General features: G+C 71.0%; 13 protein-coding genes. 12 read left to right on the top strand and 1 reads right to left on the bottom strand.

Annotated elements, in window-relative coordinates; all coding sequences use genetic code 11:
- On the bottom strand, positions 1-1,506 hold the full coding sequence (locus NQU54_RS06475) for an aldehyde dehydrogenase family protein (protein ID WP_257630207.1): 1,506 nt from the start codon (positions 1,504-1,506) through the stop codon (positions 1-3).
- A 256-nt stretch (positions 1,507-1,762) separates the two neighbouring features.
- Between NQU54_RS06475 and NQU54_RS06470 the strand changes: the two genes are divergently transcribed.
- The 12 genes from NQU54_RS06470 (at position 1,763) to NQU54_RS06415 (ending at position 15,364) form a co-directional block, all read left to right on the top strand.
- Complete coding sequence (locus NQU54_RS06470; RefSeq protein WP_257630206.1) at positions 1,763-2,764, top strand: LacI family DNA-binding transcriptional regulator; 1,002 nt, start codon at positions 1,763-1,765, stop codon at positions 2,762-2,764.
- Positions 2,765-3,108: 344 nt separating this feature from the next.
- Entirely contained in the window at positions 3,109-3,867 is a 759-nt protein-coding gene (locus NQU54_RS06465) for an SDR family NAD(P)-dependent oxidoreductase (protein WP_257630205.1), read from the top strand.
- Positions 3,864-5,411 carry an acyl CoA:acetate/3-ketoacid CoA transferase gene (locus NQU54_RS06460; RefSeq protein ID WP_257630204.1) on the top strand — a complete coding sequence of 516 codons (1,548 nt, stop codon included), beginning with the start codon at positions 3,864-3,866 and terminating at the stop codon, positions 5,409-5,411. Before NQU54_RS06465 ends, NQU54_RS06460 begins: the two co-directional genes overlap by 4 nt.
- Before the next feature lie 45 nt (positions 5,412-5,456).
- Positions 5,457-6,617, top strand: coding sequence for an acyl-CoA dehydrogenase family protein (locus NQU54_RS06455; protein WP_257630203.1), 1,161 nt, complete (start codon positions 5,457-5,459; stop codon positions 6,615-6,617).
- A 57-nt stretch (positions 6,618-6,674) separates the two neighbouring features.
- The gene (locus tag NQU54_RS06450; protein ID WP_257630202.1) at positions 6,675-7,769 is read left to right on the top strand and encodes a sugar ABC transporter substrate-binding protein; all 1,095 of its coding nucleotides are present in this window, start codon (positions 6,675-6,677) and stop codon (positions 7,767-7,769) included.
- Complete coding sequence (locus NQU54_RS06445) at positions 7,766-8,809, top strand: ABC transporter permease (RefSeq protein WP_257630201.1); 1,044 nt, start codon at positions 7,766-7,768, stop codon at positions 8,807-8,809. The genes NQU54_RS06450 and NQU54_RS06445 overlap by 4 nt, the downstream gene beginning before the upstream one ends.
- Positions 8,806-10,323: a sugar ABC transporter ATP-binding protein gene (locus NQU54_RS06440; RefSeq protein ID WP_257630200.1), complete on the top strand. Its 1,518-nt coding sequence runs from the start codon at positions 8,806-8,808 to the stop codon at positions 10,321-10,323. The genes NQU54_RS06445 and NQU54_RS06440 overlap by 4 nt, the downstream gene beginning before the upstream one ends.
- 1 nt (position 10,324) lies before the next feature.
- A complete protein-coding gene (locus NQU54_RS06435) occupies positions 10,325-11,320 on the top strand; it encodes an ABC transporter permease (RefSeq protein WP_257630199.1) in 996 nt (331 codons plus the stop codon).
- Positions 11,321-11,390: 70 nt separating this feature from the next.
- Positions 11,391-12,146: an electron transfer flavoprotein subunit beta/FixA family protein gene (locus NQU54_RS06430; protein ID WP_257630297.1), complete on the top strand. Its 756-nt coding sequence runs from the start codon at positions 11,391-11,393 to the stop codon at positions 12,144-12,146.
- A gap of 37 nt (positions 12,147-12,183) precedes the next feature.
- Positions 12,184-13,161 carry an electron transfer flavoprotein subunit alpha/FixB family protein gene (locus NQU54_RS06425; RefSeq protein ID WP_257630198.1) on the top strand — a complete coding sequence of 326 codons (978 nt, stop codon included), beginning with the start codon at positions 12,184-12,186 and terminating at the stop codon, positions 13,159-13,161.
- 22 nt (positions 13,162-13,183) lie between these two features.
- Entirely contained in the window at positions 13,184-14,197 is a 1,014-nt protein-coding gene (locus NQU54_RS06420; protein WP_257630197.1) for an aldo/keto reductase, read from the top strand.
- A 96-nt stretch (positions 14,198-14,293) separates the two neighbouring features.
- Positions 14,294-15,364, top strand: a complete 1,071-nt coding sequence (locus NQU54_RS06415; RefSeq protein ID WP_257630196.1) for a 2,3-butanediol dehydrogenase — start codon at positions 14,294-14,296, stop codon at positions 15,362-15,364.
- Positions 15,365-15,418 lie beyond the last annotated feature (54 nt).

The raw sequence follows: 15,418 nt of genomic DNA, 5'->3' as shown, positions 1-15,418 counted from the left end.
CTACCGGGCGCCGCCGCGGAAGAACGGTGTGCGCTTGCCCGACCGGATCTGGACGGTCTTCACCTCGGTGAACTCCTCGAATCCGGCCTGTCCCATCTCGCGGCCGTAGCCGCTGCTCTTGACCCCGCCGCCCGGCAACTGGGGCGCGCCGTCGATGGTGGTGTTCACCCAGACCGTGCCGCTGCGCAGCCGTCGGCCCAGTGCCAGCGCGGTGTCGATGTTCTTGCTCCACACCGAGTTGGCGAGCCCGTACTCCACGGCGTTGGCGAGCTCCACCGCCTCGTCCTCGGTGCGGAACCGGCTGATGGCCAGGACCGGCCCGAAGACCTCCTCGTTGAACAGGCGCGAGGTGGGCGACACCTGGTCGATGATCGTGGGCGCCATGAAGTGACCCGCGCCGAAGCCGTCCCCGGTCAGCCGGGTGCCTCCGGCCACCACCCGGGCGCCCTCGGCCCGCGCGCCGTCCACGGCGGCGAGGACCTTGTCCAGATGGGCGGAGTGGATCAGGGGCCCGATATCGGCGTCCTCGTCGAGCGGCGCCCCCACCCGCAGGGTGGCCACCCGGTCCACCAGCGCCCGCACGAACTGGTCGGCCACGTCCTGATGGACCAGCAGGCGCGCTCCCGACACACAGCACTCGCCCTGGTTGAACAGCACTCCGAAGAGCACGCCGTCCACGGCGTCCTCCAGGTCGGCGTCGGGGAAGACCACGCTGGCCGCCTTGCCACCGAGCTCCAGCGAGAGCCTCTTGAGGTTGCCCGCGGACGCCTCGACGATGGAGCGTCCCACCGCGGTACTGCCGGTGAACGACAGCACATCCACGTCCCGGGACTGTGCGAGATGGTGGCCCACGGTCGCTCCGGGCCCGGTGACCACGTTGAACACACCGCGATCCAGCCCCGCCTCGGCCGCGAGCCTGGCGATCTCCAGCGTACTGCCCGAGGTCAGCTCGGACGGTTTGCACACGGTGGTGCACCCGGCCGCCAGGGCGAACGGCAGCTTCTGCATGAGCAGCAGCAGCGGGAAGTTCCAAGGGGTGATCATGGCGACCACCCCGCACGGTTCGCGGGTGACCAGCCCGGTGAAGTCCGGCCCGAGGCTGGTGTGCGCCTCACCGTGGCTGGTCATCGCCAGGGCGGCCGCGTACTCGGTCAGCGCGATGCCGGTGGCGACATCGCCGCGGGCGAGCCGGATGGGCTTGCCGGACTCCTCGGCGTCGATGCGGGCGAGTGTTTCCTGGTCGCGGCGGATGAGGGAGGCCAGGGCGCGCAGTACCGCGGCACGTTCCTGCCCCGGGCGGTCCGGCCAGTCCCCCTGGTCGAACGCGCGGCGCGCGGCGGCCACGGCCGCCCGCGCCTGGGCGAGGTCGCCATGGGCGAACCGGGCGACCACCTCCTGGGTGCCGGGGTTCTCACGGGTGATGAACTCCGTCGACGGCTGGATTTCCGCACCGTCGATGAAGACGCCGTAGCTGCGGACAGGACGCGCGGTGACGGGGGCTGTCATGGGCCCTCCTGGAGAGCTAGAGAGCGAGAGAGCGTTTACTCAGATCTCGGCGAGCTGGTCGTCACCGTAACAGCGGCGTAAACTGCGAACAAGGGAAAGTGCGTCGCCAATACGGGAAACGCTTTCTCGCGGTCGAACGGACCCCGTGGGCCAAGTGGCGTCCGCGCGCGGCCGGGTGTGCCACGATCTCAACGGAGGAGTCGGCCGAGGGCGGAGCGCGGCGGGCTCCCGGAGCGGGAGCGATGGGGAGGCGTAGGTGAAGGAGCGGCGTCGCGTCACGATCAGGGACGTAGCGGATGCTGCCGGAGTGTCGGTCGCCACGGTGTCACGGGTCTTGAGCGGCTCGCTCACGGTCAACCCGGAGATGGCGGAGCGGGTGCGCCGCGCCACGGACGAACTGGAGTACCGGCCCAACGGCGCGGCGCAGGGGCTCGCCTCGGGGGTGCACCGCAGTGTGGGCGTGGTCCTGCCCGACCTCTCCAACCCCTATTTCCACGACATCATCAAGGCGACCAATGTGGGGGCGGTCGGCGATCGCTACCGCATGCTCGTCACCGAGTGGCGGGAACCCGGTGAGGAGCTGAGCGTCTGCCTCGATGTGCTCTCCCGGGTGGACGGTCTCCTGGTGCTCTCGGCCCGGATGGAGGCCGACAGCCTGCGGGATCTCGCGGCCCGCGGCGTTCCCACGGTGCTGGTCAACCGGGTCGAGCTCGGAGTCGACCTCCCCATGGTCGCGGTGGACAACTTCTCCCCGATGCTGGAGCTGTGCCAGCATCTGGCCGCCCTGGGCCACCGCCGCGTGGTCTATCTGGCCGGTTCGCCGAGCGCATGGCAGAACCGTGAGCGGTGGAGGGCGGTGCGGCAGGCGCGCATCCTCGGGCTCGACCCGGTCATGGTCGCCTCGGACGGCACCATCGAGGCCGGCTACGAGGCGACCGACGAGGCGCTCGGCCATGAACCCACGGCGTTGATCGCCTTCAACGACCTGGCCGCGCTCGGGGCCATCGCCCGCCTGCGTGAGCTGGGCCTGAGCACACCCGAGGACATCTCGGTGACCGGCTTCGACGATGTGGCCGTGGCCCGGTACGTCGACCCCGCCCTGACGACGATTGTCAGCCCCAAGACCGCCCTGGGTGAGCAGGCATGGGTGATGCTCGAGGCCAGCCTGCGCGGTGAACGGCCGGAGCAGCAGCCGCTGCTGCCGGCGACCTTCGTGCAGCGGGCTTCCACCGGCCCGGCCAAGGGCTCCCGCGCCTGAGCCAGGGCCTACGGGGTCTACGGGCCTTTTCGGCGGCACGGGGGCGGATGCCCTCGTGCCGGCCTGTTTCCGACCGCCCGGCTCACCCCGGCTCCCCTCCACTTCTCGCGGAAAAGTCCAGCGCTCGGGGTTGACGCGCTTTTCTCGATGGCCTAGAAAACGGTTACAGGCAAGTGAAGCACCGCTTGGCAGGCGCCCTGGATCGGCGTCGAGCGGGAGCATGGCCGGGCCTCGTCGAATAGGCCCAGGTAGTCCAATGTGATCGGTCACCCTCGGATGGACTCTGTCCGGAGGGTCGGTCGACGGCGGGAAGCGCATCGAGAAAGCGTTTCCTAGGAGGCGGAATGAGTCTGGAAGACAAGGTCTGCGTGGTCACCGGCGGAACATCGGGGATCGGCCTGGCCACGGTGCGGCTGTTCGCCGGTCAGGGCGCCCGGCAGATCGTGCTGGCCAAGGACGAGCCGGAGTGCGACACCCTCGCCCAGGAGGCCGAGGGCCACGGCTGGCCCGTGACCGTCGTGGCCGGTGATGTGGCCAGCCCCGCCGCATGGGACGAGGTGCTCGCACATGTGGACCGGCTCGGCGGTGTGGACGTCCTGGTCAACAACGCGGGCTACGGCATCAGGGGAACGGTCCTCGACACCGAACCGCCCGCCTGGGAGGCGCTGTTCGCCACCAATGTCACCGGTGTCTTCCTCGGCTGCCGGGCGCTTGTGCCGCGAATGGTCGCGCGGGGCTCCGGGACGGTGGTCAACGTGGCCTCGGTGGCCGGGCAGATCGGCATGGCACAGCGGGCGGCGTACTGCGCTTCCAAAGCCGCGGTGCTCGGCCTCACCCGGGCCATGGCGGTGGACCACGCGGCCGCGGGCGTGCGTGTCAACGCGGTCGCGCCCGGCACCACCGACTCCCCGTACTTCGCGAAGATCGAGGCCGATGTGGCGGACCCGGTGGCCTACCGCGCCTATCTGGAAGGGCGTCAGCTGCTCAACCGGCTCGCCGAGCCGGGCGAGATCGCCACGGCCATCGCCTTCCTCGCCGGTGACGCCTCCTCCTTCGCCACCGGTTCGGTCGTCACCGTCGACGGAGGGATGAGCGTCGTATGACCGGCATATCCGCGGGTCCCGCCATCATGAGCGCCGCCGAGGCCGCGGCCACCGTCCCCGACGGCGCCACGCTCGCCATGACCGGCTCGGGCGGGGGCATCCTGGAGGCCGACGATGTGCTCGCCGCCATCGAGCAGCGCTTCCTGGCCACCGGCCACCCCCGGGACCTGACCGTCATCCACGGCCTCGGCATCGGGGACGGGCGAAAGACGGGCCTGAACCGGCTGGCCCACGAGGGTCTGGTCCGCCGGGTCATCGGCGGCCACTGGTCCTGGTCCCCGGGTATGCAGGCCCTCGCGGCCTCGGGCGCCATCGAGGCGTACTCACTGCCCACCGGGATCATCGCGGCCCTGCTGCGCGAGAGCGGGGCCCGTCGCCCGGGAGTGTTCTCGCAGGTGGGTATCGGCACCTTCGTCGACCCACGGCGCCAGGGCGGACGTCTGAACGATGTCTCGCGCGACGATCTGGTCACGCTGACGGAGATCGACGGAGTGGAGTATCTGCACTACCGCCCCGTGCACGTCGACATCGGCCTGGTGCGCGGCAGTTCCATGGACGAGCGCGGCAACGTCAGCTGCGCCGAGGAGGCGGCCTCCCTGGACAGCCAGGCGGTGGCCGCGGCCGCGCGTGGCTGCGGGGGCAGGGTCATCGCCCAGGTCAAGCGCCGGGTCGCGGTCGGTGGCCAGGACCCTCGCACGGTGAGCGTCCCCGGGCCGCTGGTCGACATCGGTGTGCTCAGCCCGGGGCAGTGGCAGACCTACGCGGGGGAGTTCGACGCGGCGTTCGGCCAGGCCGCGCCCACCGGCCGGCCACGCCCCGCGCCCCGCCCCGCCGTTGCGGGACCGCGGGACGTCGTCGCCCGCCGGGCCGCGCTGGAGGTGCCGTCCGGATGTGTGCTCAACGTGGGTTTCGGCATGAGCGCCGGTGTCGTCGACATCCTCGCCGAGGAGCACCGGCTGGACGATGTGCATCTGGTCATCGAGCAGGGCGCGGTCGGCGGTGTGCCGGAGACCGGTGAACTGTTCGGCCTCAGCCGGTATCCGGCCGCGCTGGTCTCCTCGCTCGCGCAGTTCGACTTCTTCGCCACCGGGATGCTCGACATCGCGGTCCTGGGCATGGCCGAGGCCGACCGGTACGGAAACGTCAACGTCAGCAAGGTGGGCTCCTCGGTCGTCGGGCCTGGCGGCTTCATCGACATCGCCCACGCCGCGAGCACCGTGGTGTTCTGCGGCACCTTCACCGCGCGCGGGCTGCGGGCGGACGTCACACCGGGCGCACTGCGCATCGCCGCAGAGGGGCGGGTGCGCAAGTTCGTGCACGAGGTCTCGCATGTCACCTTCGACGCCGCCACCGCGCGGCGCCGGGGGCAGCGCGCCCTCTACGTCACCGAGCGCGCCGTGTTCGAACTGCGCGACGAAGGCCCCGTGCTGATCGAGGTCGCGCCGGGCATCGACCTGAACCGCGATGTCCTGGACCGGATGGACTTCGAGCCGGTGCTCGACCCGTCGCCGCGCCCGATGCCCCCCGAAGTCTTCACCGCCTGAGCCCCGAGCGACACCGGCCACCCCCACCCCCTGGAGGTCACCCTCATGTCACCGCGTCAGACCGCCGACACCGCCCCGGAGCGCGAGGCTCTCGTCGCCATGGTGCGGGACTTCGCGGCGAAGGAGATCACGCCCATCGTCGAGGAACTCGACAGCACCGAGCGCTTCCCGGAGGAGATCTACGCCCGGATGGGCGAACTGGGCCTGATGGGCATCACCGTCCCCGAGGCCGACGGCGGGGCCGGTGGCCTGGTGGCCGACTACATCGCGGTGATGGAGGAGCTGTCCTACGGCTACGCCAGCGTCGCCGACCAGTGCGGTCTGGTGGAACTGGTCGGCTCGCTGCTGGCCCGCTTCGGCACCCGGGAGCAGAAGGACCGCTATCTCCCCGGCATCATCAGCGGCCGTACGCGCTGCGCCTACGCGCTGACCGAACCCGGCGCCGGATCCGACCTCGGAAGTCTGGCCACCCGCGCCCGCCGTGACGGCGCGGACTGGGTGCTGACCGGCGAGAAGATCTACATCCACAACGCACCGGTGGCCGATGTGGCGCTGGTGCTGGCCGTCACCGACCCGGACAAGCGCAAACGCGGCGGCATGTCGATGTTCCTGGTCGACGTGGACACCCCCGGTGTCGAACGCGGCTACCGCGAGAAGAAGATGGGCCAGAAGGCGTCCCCGGTCGGCGGCTTCGTCTTCACCGATGTCCGGCTCCCCCCGACCGCGCTGCTCGGGGAGGAGGGCAGTGGCTTCGGCGCCGTGCTCTCGGTGCTGGAGAAGGGCCGGCTGGGGATCGGCGCGCTGGCCAATGGCATCTCCCGCGCCGCACTGGACACCGCGAGCGAACACGCCGTCAGCCGCCACCAGTTCGGCAGCCCGCTGTCCGGCTTCCAGTCCGTGGCGTTCCAGCTCGCCGACATGGCGGTGGACCACCGGGCGGCGAAGCTGCTCCTGGAACACGCGGCGGGGCTGATGGACACCGGCCAAGCGGCGGGCCCCGCCTGCTCGATGGCCAAGCTGTTCGCCTCCGAGGCGAGCATCCGCAACACCTCCCGGGCCGTTCAGATCCTCGGCGGCGGCGGATACATCCGCGGGGTGCCCGCCGAGCGCCTCTACCGGGACGCCCGGATCACCACGATCTACGAAGGCACCAGCGAGGTGCAACGCCTCATCATCAGCCGCGACCTCGTGCGCCGCCGCGGGTAGCGGGGCGCCGCCACGGCCCGATGGGCCCGGCGGCTCGTACCAACAGGAGGACGTACCATGCACCATCCCCGATCCGCCGTCATCGGCGTATCCCTGACCGCTCTGCTCGCCATGTCCCTCAGCGCCTGCGGCGCGGTGGACAGCGGATCGGCCGCCGGCGACTCCGGACGCTGCGAACCGTCCGATGTCACCCTCGTCCAGTCCGGACGGGGGCTGGAGAACGAGTACTACGTGGCCGTCAACGCCGGGGCCCGTGCCTTCGCCAAGGCGCACCATGCGCGCCACTACCAGTGGATCGCCAGCAACGGCGACTCCTCGAAGCAGCTCAGCCAGATCCAGTCGATCCTGGCCAAGGGCGGCAAGTGCGTCGTACTCAACGTCGACCCCAATGAGTCCTCGGTGCTGCCGGCGATCGTCAAGGCGGTCGACAAGTCCGGGGCGTGGCTGGTCACCCAGTGGAACCGGCCCGATGGCCTGGCCCCGGAGAGCGAATCCCCGCACTGGGTCGCCCATATGTCGGTCGACGGCGTTCCCCAGGGCTATGAGACGGCCAAGGCCCTGTTCACATCGATGGGTGGCAAGGGCTCGATCGTGGCCCTCCAGGGCATCCTCGACAACGCGCCCGCCCAGGAGCGGTTCCGTGGGCTGAAGAAGGCGCTCAAGGAGTACCCCGGTATCAAACTGCTCGGCGACCAGACCGCCGGATGGGACCGCACCAAGGCCCAGAACGTCACCCAGACCTATCTGACGAAGTACGGCCACCGGATCGGCGGTGTCTGGGCCGCCAGCGACTCCATGGGCCTGGGCGCGCTGGGAGCGGTCAAGAACGCGGGCCGTAAGGGCAAGGTCAAGATCGCGTCGGTCGACGGTCTGGCCGAAGTGGTGCGCGCCGTACGGGACCCGTCCACCGGCTACGTCGCCACGACGCCCTCCACCGGGGCGGCCCAGGGCGCCCTCGGGATGTCGATCGGATACGCGGCCGCCACCGGCAGGATCGACCCCGACAAGGAGCCGCGGGGCCACCGGTCGTTCTATCTCAAGCCACTGCCCATCATCACCCGGGCCAACGCGTCCTCGGCGCCGTCCCCCACGGACACCACACGGCTCGACTTCAAGAATCCGTGGTCACAGAACGGCAGGCCGATCAAGTGAAACCGACCCTCGCACCCGCCGGCCACCACGATCCCCGCGCCACCGGCCGCGGCGCGGACGAGCCGGCACGGCCGGGGCGGGCCGCGCTCGGCTCGCACACCTTCCCCACCCCGGCCCTGAGCGTGCTCGCGCTCATCGCCCTCGTCATGAGCTTTGTCAACCCCTCGTTCCTCTCCCCGGGAAACCTGGGCGCGGTGGCCGAACAGAGCGCCGTCCCCGCCGTGTTGGCGGTCGGCCTCACCTTCGTCATCCTCATGGGAGGCATCGACCTCTCGCTCGAGGGCACGATGGCGGCGGCATCCCTGACCACCGCCCTGCTGGTCGCCAACGACCGCAACACCATCGACCTCGGCCTGTGGGCCATCGCCGCCGGATGCGCGGTCGGGGCGCTGATCGGACTGGTCGCCGGGGCCGCCGTGGGACTGCTGCGCGTCCCGTCCTTCATCGTCACCATCGGCACCTGGCAGATCGGCCTGGGCGTGGCCCAACTGCTGTTCGGGGACACTCCGCCCCGGGTGACCGACGAGTCCTTCCGCGCCCTCGCGGACCACAAGACGGCCGGTCTCCCCGGCATCGTGTGGATCGCCCTGCTGGTCGTGGCCGCCGGATGGACGCTCCAGCGCTACACCCGCTTCGGCCGCTACGCCTACGTCATCGGCGGCAGCGAGGAGACCGCGCTGCTCTCCGGGATCCCGGTGCGCGCCTACCGGGCGGCCGCCTTCGTCCTCGCGGGTGCCACCGCGGGGCTGGCCGCGGCGATGGCCACCGCCCGGTCCGGCGTCGGCGACGTGGGCATCGGGACCGGTCTGCTGTTCACCACCATCGCCGGTGTGGTCATCGGCGGGACCTTTCTGACCGGTGGCCGCGGCGGAGTGCTGCACTCACTGGTCGGGGTGGTCGTGATGGTGGCCATCGCCAACGCGATGGTCCTGGCCGGTGTCAGCTCCTACATCCAGCAAACCGTCCAGGGAGTCGTCGTGGTGACCGCGGCGAGCCTCACCCTGTGGCGCGCCCGGCGACGTCTGAGGGTGATCAAGTGAAGGACACACCGGTCATGGAACTGCGCGGGGCGACGAAGTCGTTCCCCGGTGTCCGTGCCCTGAACGACGTCAGCGTGGAGGTCCGGCGGCATGAGGTGCTGGGCCTGATCGGGGAGAACGGCGCGGGCAAGTCGACCCTGCTGAAGGTCCTGTGCGGGCTCCAGCGGCTCGACTCCGGCTCCCTGCTGCTGCGCGGCTCGGAGGCCGTCTTCCAGGGAGTGGCCGACGCGAACCGGAACGGTGTCGCGATGGTGTTCCAGGAACAGTCCCTGCTGGAGAACATCACGGTCGCCGAGAACGTCCTGCTCGGCAACGAGGGCCCGTCGCTGCGGTGCGGACTCTACCGGTGGCGGGACCTGAACCGCCGGGCCCAGAAGTATCTGGACCTGGTGGGCGGCTCCCTGCGCGCCGCCACGCCGACCGGCCGACTGCCCTTCGCCAAGCGGCAGATGGTCGAGGTGGCCAAGGCGCTCGCCTCGGGCGAACGCGGCCACCACGAACCGGTCATCCTCCTCGACGAGCCGACCTCGGTCCTCGAACACGCCGAGATGGAGACCCTCTTCTCCATCGTCCGCGAGCTGCGCGAGCGCGCCAGCGTCGTCTTCGTGTCGCACCGCATGGAGGAGGTGCTGGCCATCTGCGACCGGGTCTACGTCATGCGGGACGGCGGCGTGGCCGGCGAGTGCCGCCCGGCCGATGTCACCACCGACCAGCTCTTCTCGATGATGGTCGGGCAGGACCTCGGCGCCGGCTACTACCACGAGTCGGACCAGCGCCCCGCACAGTCCCGGCCACGGCTCGAACTGGGCGACCTCACCGGCGAGACGTTCCACGATGTCTCCCTCACCATCGCGCACGGCGAGGTGGTGAGCCTGATGGGCGTCCAGGAGAGCGGCCGGGAGGACGTGGCCCGCGCCGTCTTCGGGGCCGTTCCGGTGCGGTCGGGCACCATCACGCTCGACGGGCGGCGCATCAGGCCCAGGTCCCCGGCGCACGCGGTACGCGCGGGCATCGGCTATGTGCCCGCCGAGCGCAAGGTGGACGGAGCGGTGCTCGGCATGGACGTCCGCGAGAACCTCACACTCGCCCATCCCGGGCAGGTGAGCCGGGGCCCGCTCCTGGACCCGGCCCGCGAGCGGCACACGGTCGGGGAGTGGATCGAGGACCTGCGGGTGCGCACCCCCTCCCAGCACACCCCGATGCGCGACCTGTCGGGAGGCAACCAGCAGAAGGTCGTGCTCGCCAAGTGGCTCCTCGACCCCGAGCTGCGGGTGCTGGTCCTGGACACCCCCACCCGGGGGCTCGACGTCGGCGCCAAGGCCGATGTGTACGCGCTGATACGGCGGCTCGCGGCACGTGGCCTGGCCGTGCTGCTGCTCGCGGACACGCTCGACGAGGGGATAGCGATGAGCCACCGGGTCCTGACCATGAAGGACGGCCGTATCACCGGCGAGTTCACCTCCGGTGCGGGCGCCCGCCCGCAGCGCACCGACGTCCTCGAAAGGATGGTCTGAGATGGCCACCACCTCACAGACGCCACCGGAGGCGCGGACCGGCACCGAGGGGACCTCGCGGTTCAGGCGGCTCCACGAAGCCGGTGCCGCACCCTTCTTCGTCCTCGCGGCGCTGGTCGTCGCCGTCGGCGCCTACGACTCCTCGTTCTTCCGGGCCGCGAGCCTGATCTCCCTGCTGGAGCAGGCCGCGCCACTGACCCTGCTCGCGATCGGCGAGGCCCTGGTGGTGCTGACCGGACGTATCGATCTGTCGAACGCCGGACTCGCGAGCCTCGCCGGTGTCGTCCTCGCCCACGGGCTGGGGAGCTGGGGCCCGGCCGCGGTGGCGCTCGTCGTGGTCGGCGCGGCGCTGTGCGGAACGCTGATCGGCGTCATCCACACCACCACCCAGGTGCCCTCGTTCATCATCACCCTCGGCTTCCTGGGGATGTTCGCCGGTCTGTCGCTGAGCGCCTCGCGGGCCGACTCGATCCTCGTCACGGACGGCTACGGCTCCATCGAGTGGATCTTCTTCCGGATCTTCGGCCTGCCCATCTCCTACCTGCTGGTGCTGGTGGCCGCCCTCGCGCTGATGGCCTGGATGAAGGCGCTGCCGATCGGCCGGCGCGTCCGCGCCATCGGGCTGAACGAGCGGGCCGCGGCCTACAGCGGCATCCGTACCCGTGGCATCGTCATCGCGGTCTTCACCGCCTCCGCGGCCCTGGCCGGTCTGGCCGCGGTCTTCCAGGTCGCCCGGCTCCAGTCCGCGGGCGCCACCACCTCCGACGCGCTGCTGCTGCCCGCCATCGCGGCGGTCATCGTGGGCGGCACGGCCATCTCCGGAGGGATCGGCGGGGTGGGGCGCACCCTGTGCGGCGCGCTGGTCATCGCGCTGCTGCGGGTCGGCCTTGACCTCGTCGGCATCAACGCGGCCTTCCAGCCCATCCTCTACGGCGCGATCGTGATCATGGCGATCGCGGCGACCGCGGACCGGCGACGGGGGGCGACGGTCGCATGACCGCTCAGCGACGCGTGGCCGGACCCCCGGGAGAGACAAGGAGCCATCGACAGTGAACATCGTCGTCTGTGTGAAGTATGTGCCCGCCACCGCCGACCGGAGGTTCAGCGCGGTCGACATCACCGTGGACCGGGCCGGTGTGGAGGGAACGCTCTGCGAACTCGACGAGCACGCCATCGAGGAGGCCCTGCGGATCACCGAGGCCGACGAGGGCGAGGTGACGGTGGTGACCGTCGGGCCCGAGGAGGCGGCCGACGCCATCGCCCGCGGCCTTCAGATGGGGGCGCACAAGGGTGTGCACATCGTCGACGACGCCCTGCACGGCTCCGACGCGGCGGCCACCTCGCTGGTGCTCGCCGCAGCGGTCAGGAGGATCGGCTACGACATCGTGCTGTGCGGGATGGCCTCCACCGACGGTGCCATGGGGGTGGTGCCCGCGATGCTGGCCGAGCGGCTGGGCGTACCCCAGCTGACGCTCGCCTCGCAGGTCACCGTCGAGGGCGGCACCGTCACCATCCGCCGGGAATCCGACACCGCCACCGAACACATCGAGGCGTCGGGGCCGCTGGTGCTGAGTGTGACCGACCGAAGCAATGAACCGCGCTACCCGTCGTTCAAGGGCATCATGGCGGCGAAGAGGAAGCTGGTGGAAACGTGGTCGCCGGCGGAGCTCGGCATCGCGCCGGAGGTCGGCCCGGAGGCCGCCGGAACCAGGGTGTCGGCGTTCGCCGCCCGCCCCGCGCGCACCGGGGGCCAGATCGTGTCCGACGAGGGCGAGGGCGGAGTGCGGCTCGCCGAGTACCTCGTCGCACAGAAGCTCGTCTGAGCCGTCCGCAGATCCAACCGGAAGGTCCACAAGCGCTATGAGCGAGATCCTCGTCGTCGTCGACCACATCGGCGGCGCCGTCCGAAAGACCACGGCCGAGCTGCTGACCTGCGCGCGCCGCCTCGGCGAGCCCTCCGCGGTGTACTTCGGGGCCGAGGACGGCCTCATCCCCGGGCAACTGGCCCGGTACGGGGCCACGAAGGTCTACGTCCTCGACGACGACGCCTACCGCGACTGCCTGGTGGCGCCCAAGGCCGAGGCGCTCGCCCACCTGGTCGCCACCAGACGGCCGGCCGCGGTGCTGATCCCCTCGACCCTTGAGGGCAAGGAGGTCGCCGCCCGGCTGTCCATCAAGACCGATTCGGGTCTGGTGACCGACGCGAGCGACATCGTCCGGGGCGAGGACGGCGCCGTCGAGACGGCCAAGCCGGTGTTCGGCGGCGCCTTCACCACGACGGTGAGCATCACCAAGGGCACACCGATCGTGACGCTGAAGCCCAACTCCCTCACCCCGCCGGAGAACGCCGGGGCCACCGTCCCGATCGAGGTCGAGACCGTGGACGTGGCGGTGTCCGATGCCGCGAAGGCGGCGCGGATCATCCGCCGTGAGTCCCGCGCGGACCTCGGCCGCCCCGATCTCGCCCACGCCTCCATCGTGGTCTCGGGAGGCCGCGGCACGGGCGGTGACTTCGACGCCGTCGAGGCGTTCGCCGACTGCCTCGGAGCCGCCGTGGGCGCCTCACGTGCCGCGGTGGACGCCGGCTGGTATCCGCACGCCCTCCAGGTCGGCCAGACCGGGGTGACGGTCACCCCGCAGCTGTACGTGGCATCGGGCATCTCCGGAGCCATCCAGCACATCGCCGGTATGCGCTCGTCCAGAACCGTCGTCGCGGTCAACAAGGACCCCGATGCGCCGATCTTCGGCCTCGCCGACTTCGGCGTCGTCGGCGATCTGACGTCGGTCCTGGTCCAGGCCACCACCGAGATCGACAGCCGCCGGGCATCCGGCGCCTGACCAGCCCTTCAAGGAGGTCCCCATGCGGGTGAACGAATCCCGGCCGCTCGGGCGGACATCCGTCCGCACCACCGCCCTGTCCTTCGGCGCGGCCCCCATCGGCAACTTCCTGCGCCCCTTCGGCGAATCCACGGCCATGGACATGGTGTCCCAGGCGTGGGACCTCGGGATGCGCCACTTCGACACCGCTCCGCTGTACGGCCACGGGCTCAGCGAACACCGCCTCGGCCACGCGCTGCGCCGCTACCCGCGCGACCAGTACGTCATCTCCACCAAGGTCGGCCGACGGCTCACCCCCGCCGCGCCCGGCACCTTCGACTCCGGTCTGTGGGTGGAGCCCGCGCCCTTCGCCGCCCACTACGACTACTCCTACGACGGGATCATGCGCTCGGTGGAGGAGAGCCTCCAGCGCATGCTCACCGATCACGTCGACATCCTGCTGATGCACGACGTGGACCGCTACACCCATGGCGACGCCCAGCCGGAGATGTTCCGCCAGTCGGTCGGGGAGGGCTTTCCCGCCCTGGTGCGGCTGCGTGAGGAAGGGGTGGTCTCGGCCATCGGGTTCGGCGTCAACGAGACGGATGTGTGTCTGGAAGCCATCCGGCGGACAGACGCCGACTGTGTGCTGCTGGCCGGCCGGTACACCCTGCTGGAGCAGGATCCGCTGGAGGAACTGCTGCCGCTGTGCGAGAAGCGGGGCGTCGGAGTGATCCTGGGCGGGGTCTACAACAGCGGTGTGCTCGCCACCGGCGCGGTCGCAGGAGCGAAGTTCAACTACGCCCCCGCGCCCCCGGAGATCCTGGAGCGCACGGCGCGGATCCACGCCATCTGCCGCGCCCACGACGTGGCCCTGCCCGCCGCCGCACTGCGGTTCGCCGCGACCCACCCCGCCGTGGCGAGCGTATGTGTCGGTTCACGCACCCCCGAGCAGCAGAGCGGCAGCGCCGCGCTGTTCGAAGCCCGGATCCCCCGGCGGCTGTGGGACGACCTGCGGGACGCCGGTCTGCTGCGGGACGACGCCCCGACGCCGTAACGCGGCGACCACCCGCGCGGGGAACCGCGCCGGGACGGAACCACGCCGGACCGGAACCCGGACAGGCACCGAACGAGACGAACGGACGGGAAACGGATGAGGGCCGCTCGATTCCACGGACGAGGCGACATACGCATCGAGGAGATCCCGGAACCGGCCGTACGGCCGGGCACGGTGAAGATCAAGGTTGATTGGTGTGGCATCTGCGGCACCGACCTGCACGAATATCTGGACGGCCCCATCTTCTGCCCGGTCCCAGGGGAGCCGCATCCGATGACCGGGGAGACCTCGCCGGTCGTCCTGGGCCATGAGTTCGCGGGCACGGTCGCCGAAGTGGCGCCGGATGTGGACGGCCTCGGCGTGGGCGAGCGGGTGACCGTCGAGCCGCGGCTGGTGTGCCGGTCCTGCCCTCCGTGTCTGGCCGGGCACCACAACAGCTGTGACCGGGCGGCCACCATCGGACTGGCGGGCGGTGGCGGGGGCCTGGCCGAGTACATCGTCGTCGACCGCGAACTGGTCTTTCCCCTCGGCGAGTTGACGACCGAGACCGGTGCGCTCATCGAGCCGCTGGCCGTCGCCCACCACGCCGTGGCAAGGGCGGGGATCGCTCCGGGCGCCAGGGCCGTGGTGTTCGGAGCAGGGCCGATCGGGCTGCTGATCGTGGCGTTGCTGGAGGCGACCGGGGCCGGGCACATCACCGTGGTGGAACCGTCCGCCGGGCGCCGGGGCCGAGCGCTCGAAGCGGGAGCCGACGTGGCCATCGACCCGCTCGCCGAGAACGTGGACGAGTGCGTCAGGCGGCTCACGGGTGGCGCCGGGGCCGATGTGGCCTTCGAATGCGCGGGAGTCGACTCCGCGCTGGCCGGATGTGTCGCGGCGGTCAGGGCCCGCGGGACCGTCGTCAACGTGGCCATCCGGAGCCATCCGGCGACGCTGGACATGATTCCCCTGGTGCTCAAGGAGGTGCGGCTGGTGGGCACCATCTGCTACGCGGGCGACCACCGGCCCGTCATCGACCTCCTGAGGGCGGGCAGGCTCTCGGTGGACCGGTTCATCACCGGACGCATCGACCTGGAGGACCTGGTCGAGGGCGGCTTCCAGGCCCTTCTCGACGGCACCGGAGACCACATCAAGATCCTGGTGCGGCCCGGCGGCCGGTCGCGGTAACGGCGGTGTCCCGGCCGGATGCGGGTCGCCGAGACAAAAGGTGAGGCACAAGCT

The organism is Streptomyces malaysiensis subsp. samsunensis, assembly GCF_024519315.1.
Lineage (GTDB): Bacteria > Actinomycetota > Actinomycetes > Streptomycetales > Streptomycetaceae > Streptomyces > Streptomyces malaysiensis.
Note: the sequence above shows the minus strand (reverse complement) of the source record. Positions and strands in the feature narration are given on the sequence as shown.

What these genes read in the sequence shown, in the direction of transcription:
- NQU54_RS06475 (WP_257630207.1), bottom strand. Translation starts at nt 1,506, where the DNA reads ATGACAGCCCCCGTCACCGCGCGTCCTGTCCGCAGCTACGGCGTCTTC.
- NQU54_RS06465 (WP_257630205.1), top strand. Translation starts at nt 3,109, where the DNA reads ATGAGTCTGGAAGACAAGGTCTGCGTGGTCACCGGCGGAACATCGGGG.
- NQU54_RS06460 (WP_257630204.1), top strand. Translation starts at nt 3,864, where the DNA reads ATGACCGGCATATCCGCGGGTCCCGCCATCATGAGCGCCGCCGAGGCC.
- NQU54_RS06455 (WP_257630203.1), top strand. Translation starts at nt 5,457, where the DNA reads ATGTCACCGCGTCAGACCGCCGACACCGCCCCGGAGCGCGAGGCTCTC.
- NQU54_RS06450 (WP_257630202.1), top strand. Translation starts at nt 6,675, where the DNA reads ATGCACCATCCCCGATCCGCCGTCATCGGCGTATCCCTGACCGCTCTG.
- NQU54_RS06435 (WP_257630199.1), top strand. Translation starts at nt 10,325, where the DNA reads ATGGCCACCACCTCACAGACGCCACCGGAGGCGCGGACCGGCACCGAG.
- NQU54_RS06425 (WP_257630198.1), top strand. Translation starts at nt 12,184, where the DNA reads ATGAGCGAGATCCTCGTCGTCGTCGACCACATCGGCGGCGCCGTCCGA.
- NQU54_RS06420 (WP_257630197.1), top strand. Translation starts at nt 13,184, where the DNA reads ATGCGGGTGAACGAATCCCGGCCGCTCGGGCGGACATCCGTCCGCACC.
- NQU54_RS06415 (WP_257630196.1), top strand. Translation starts at nt 14,294, where the DNA reads ATGAGGGCCGCTCGATTCCACGGACGAGGCGACATACGCATCGAGGAG.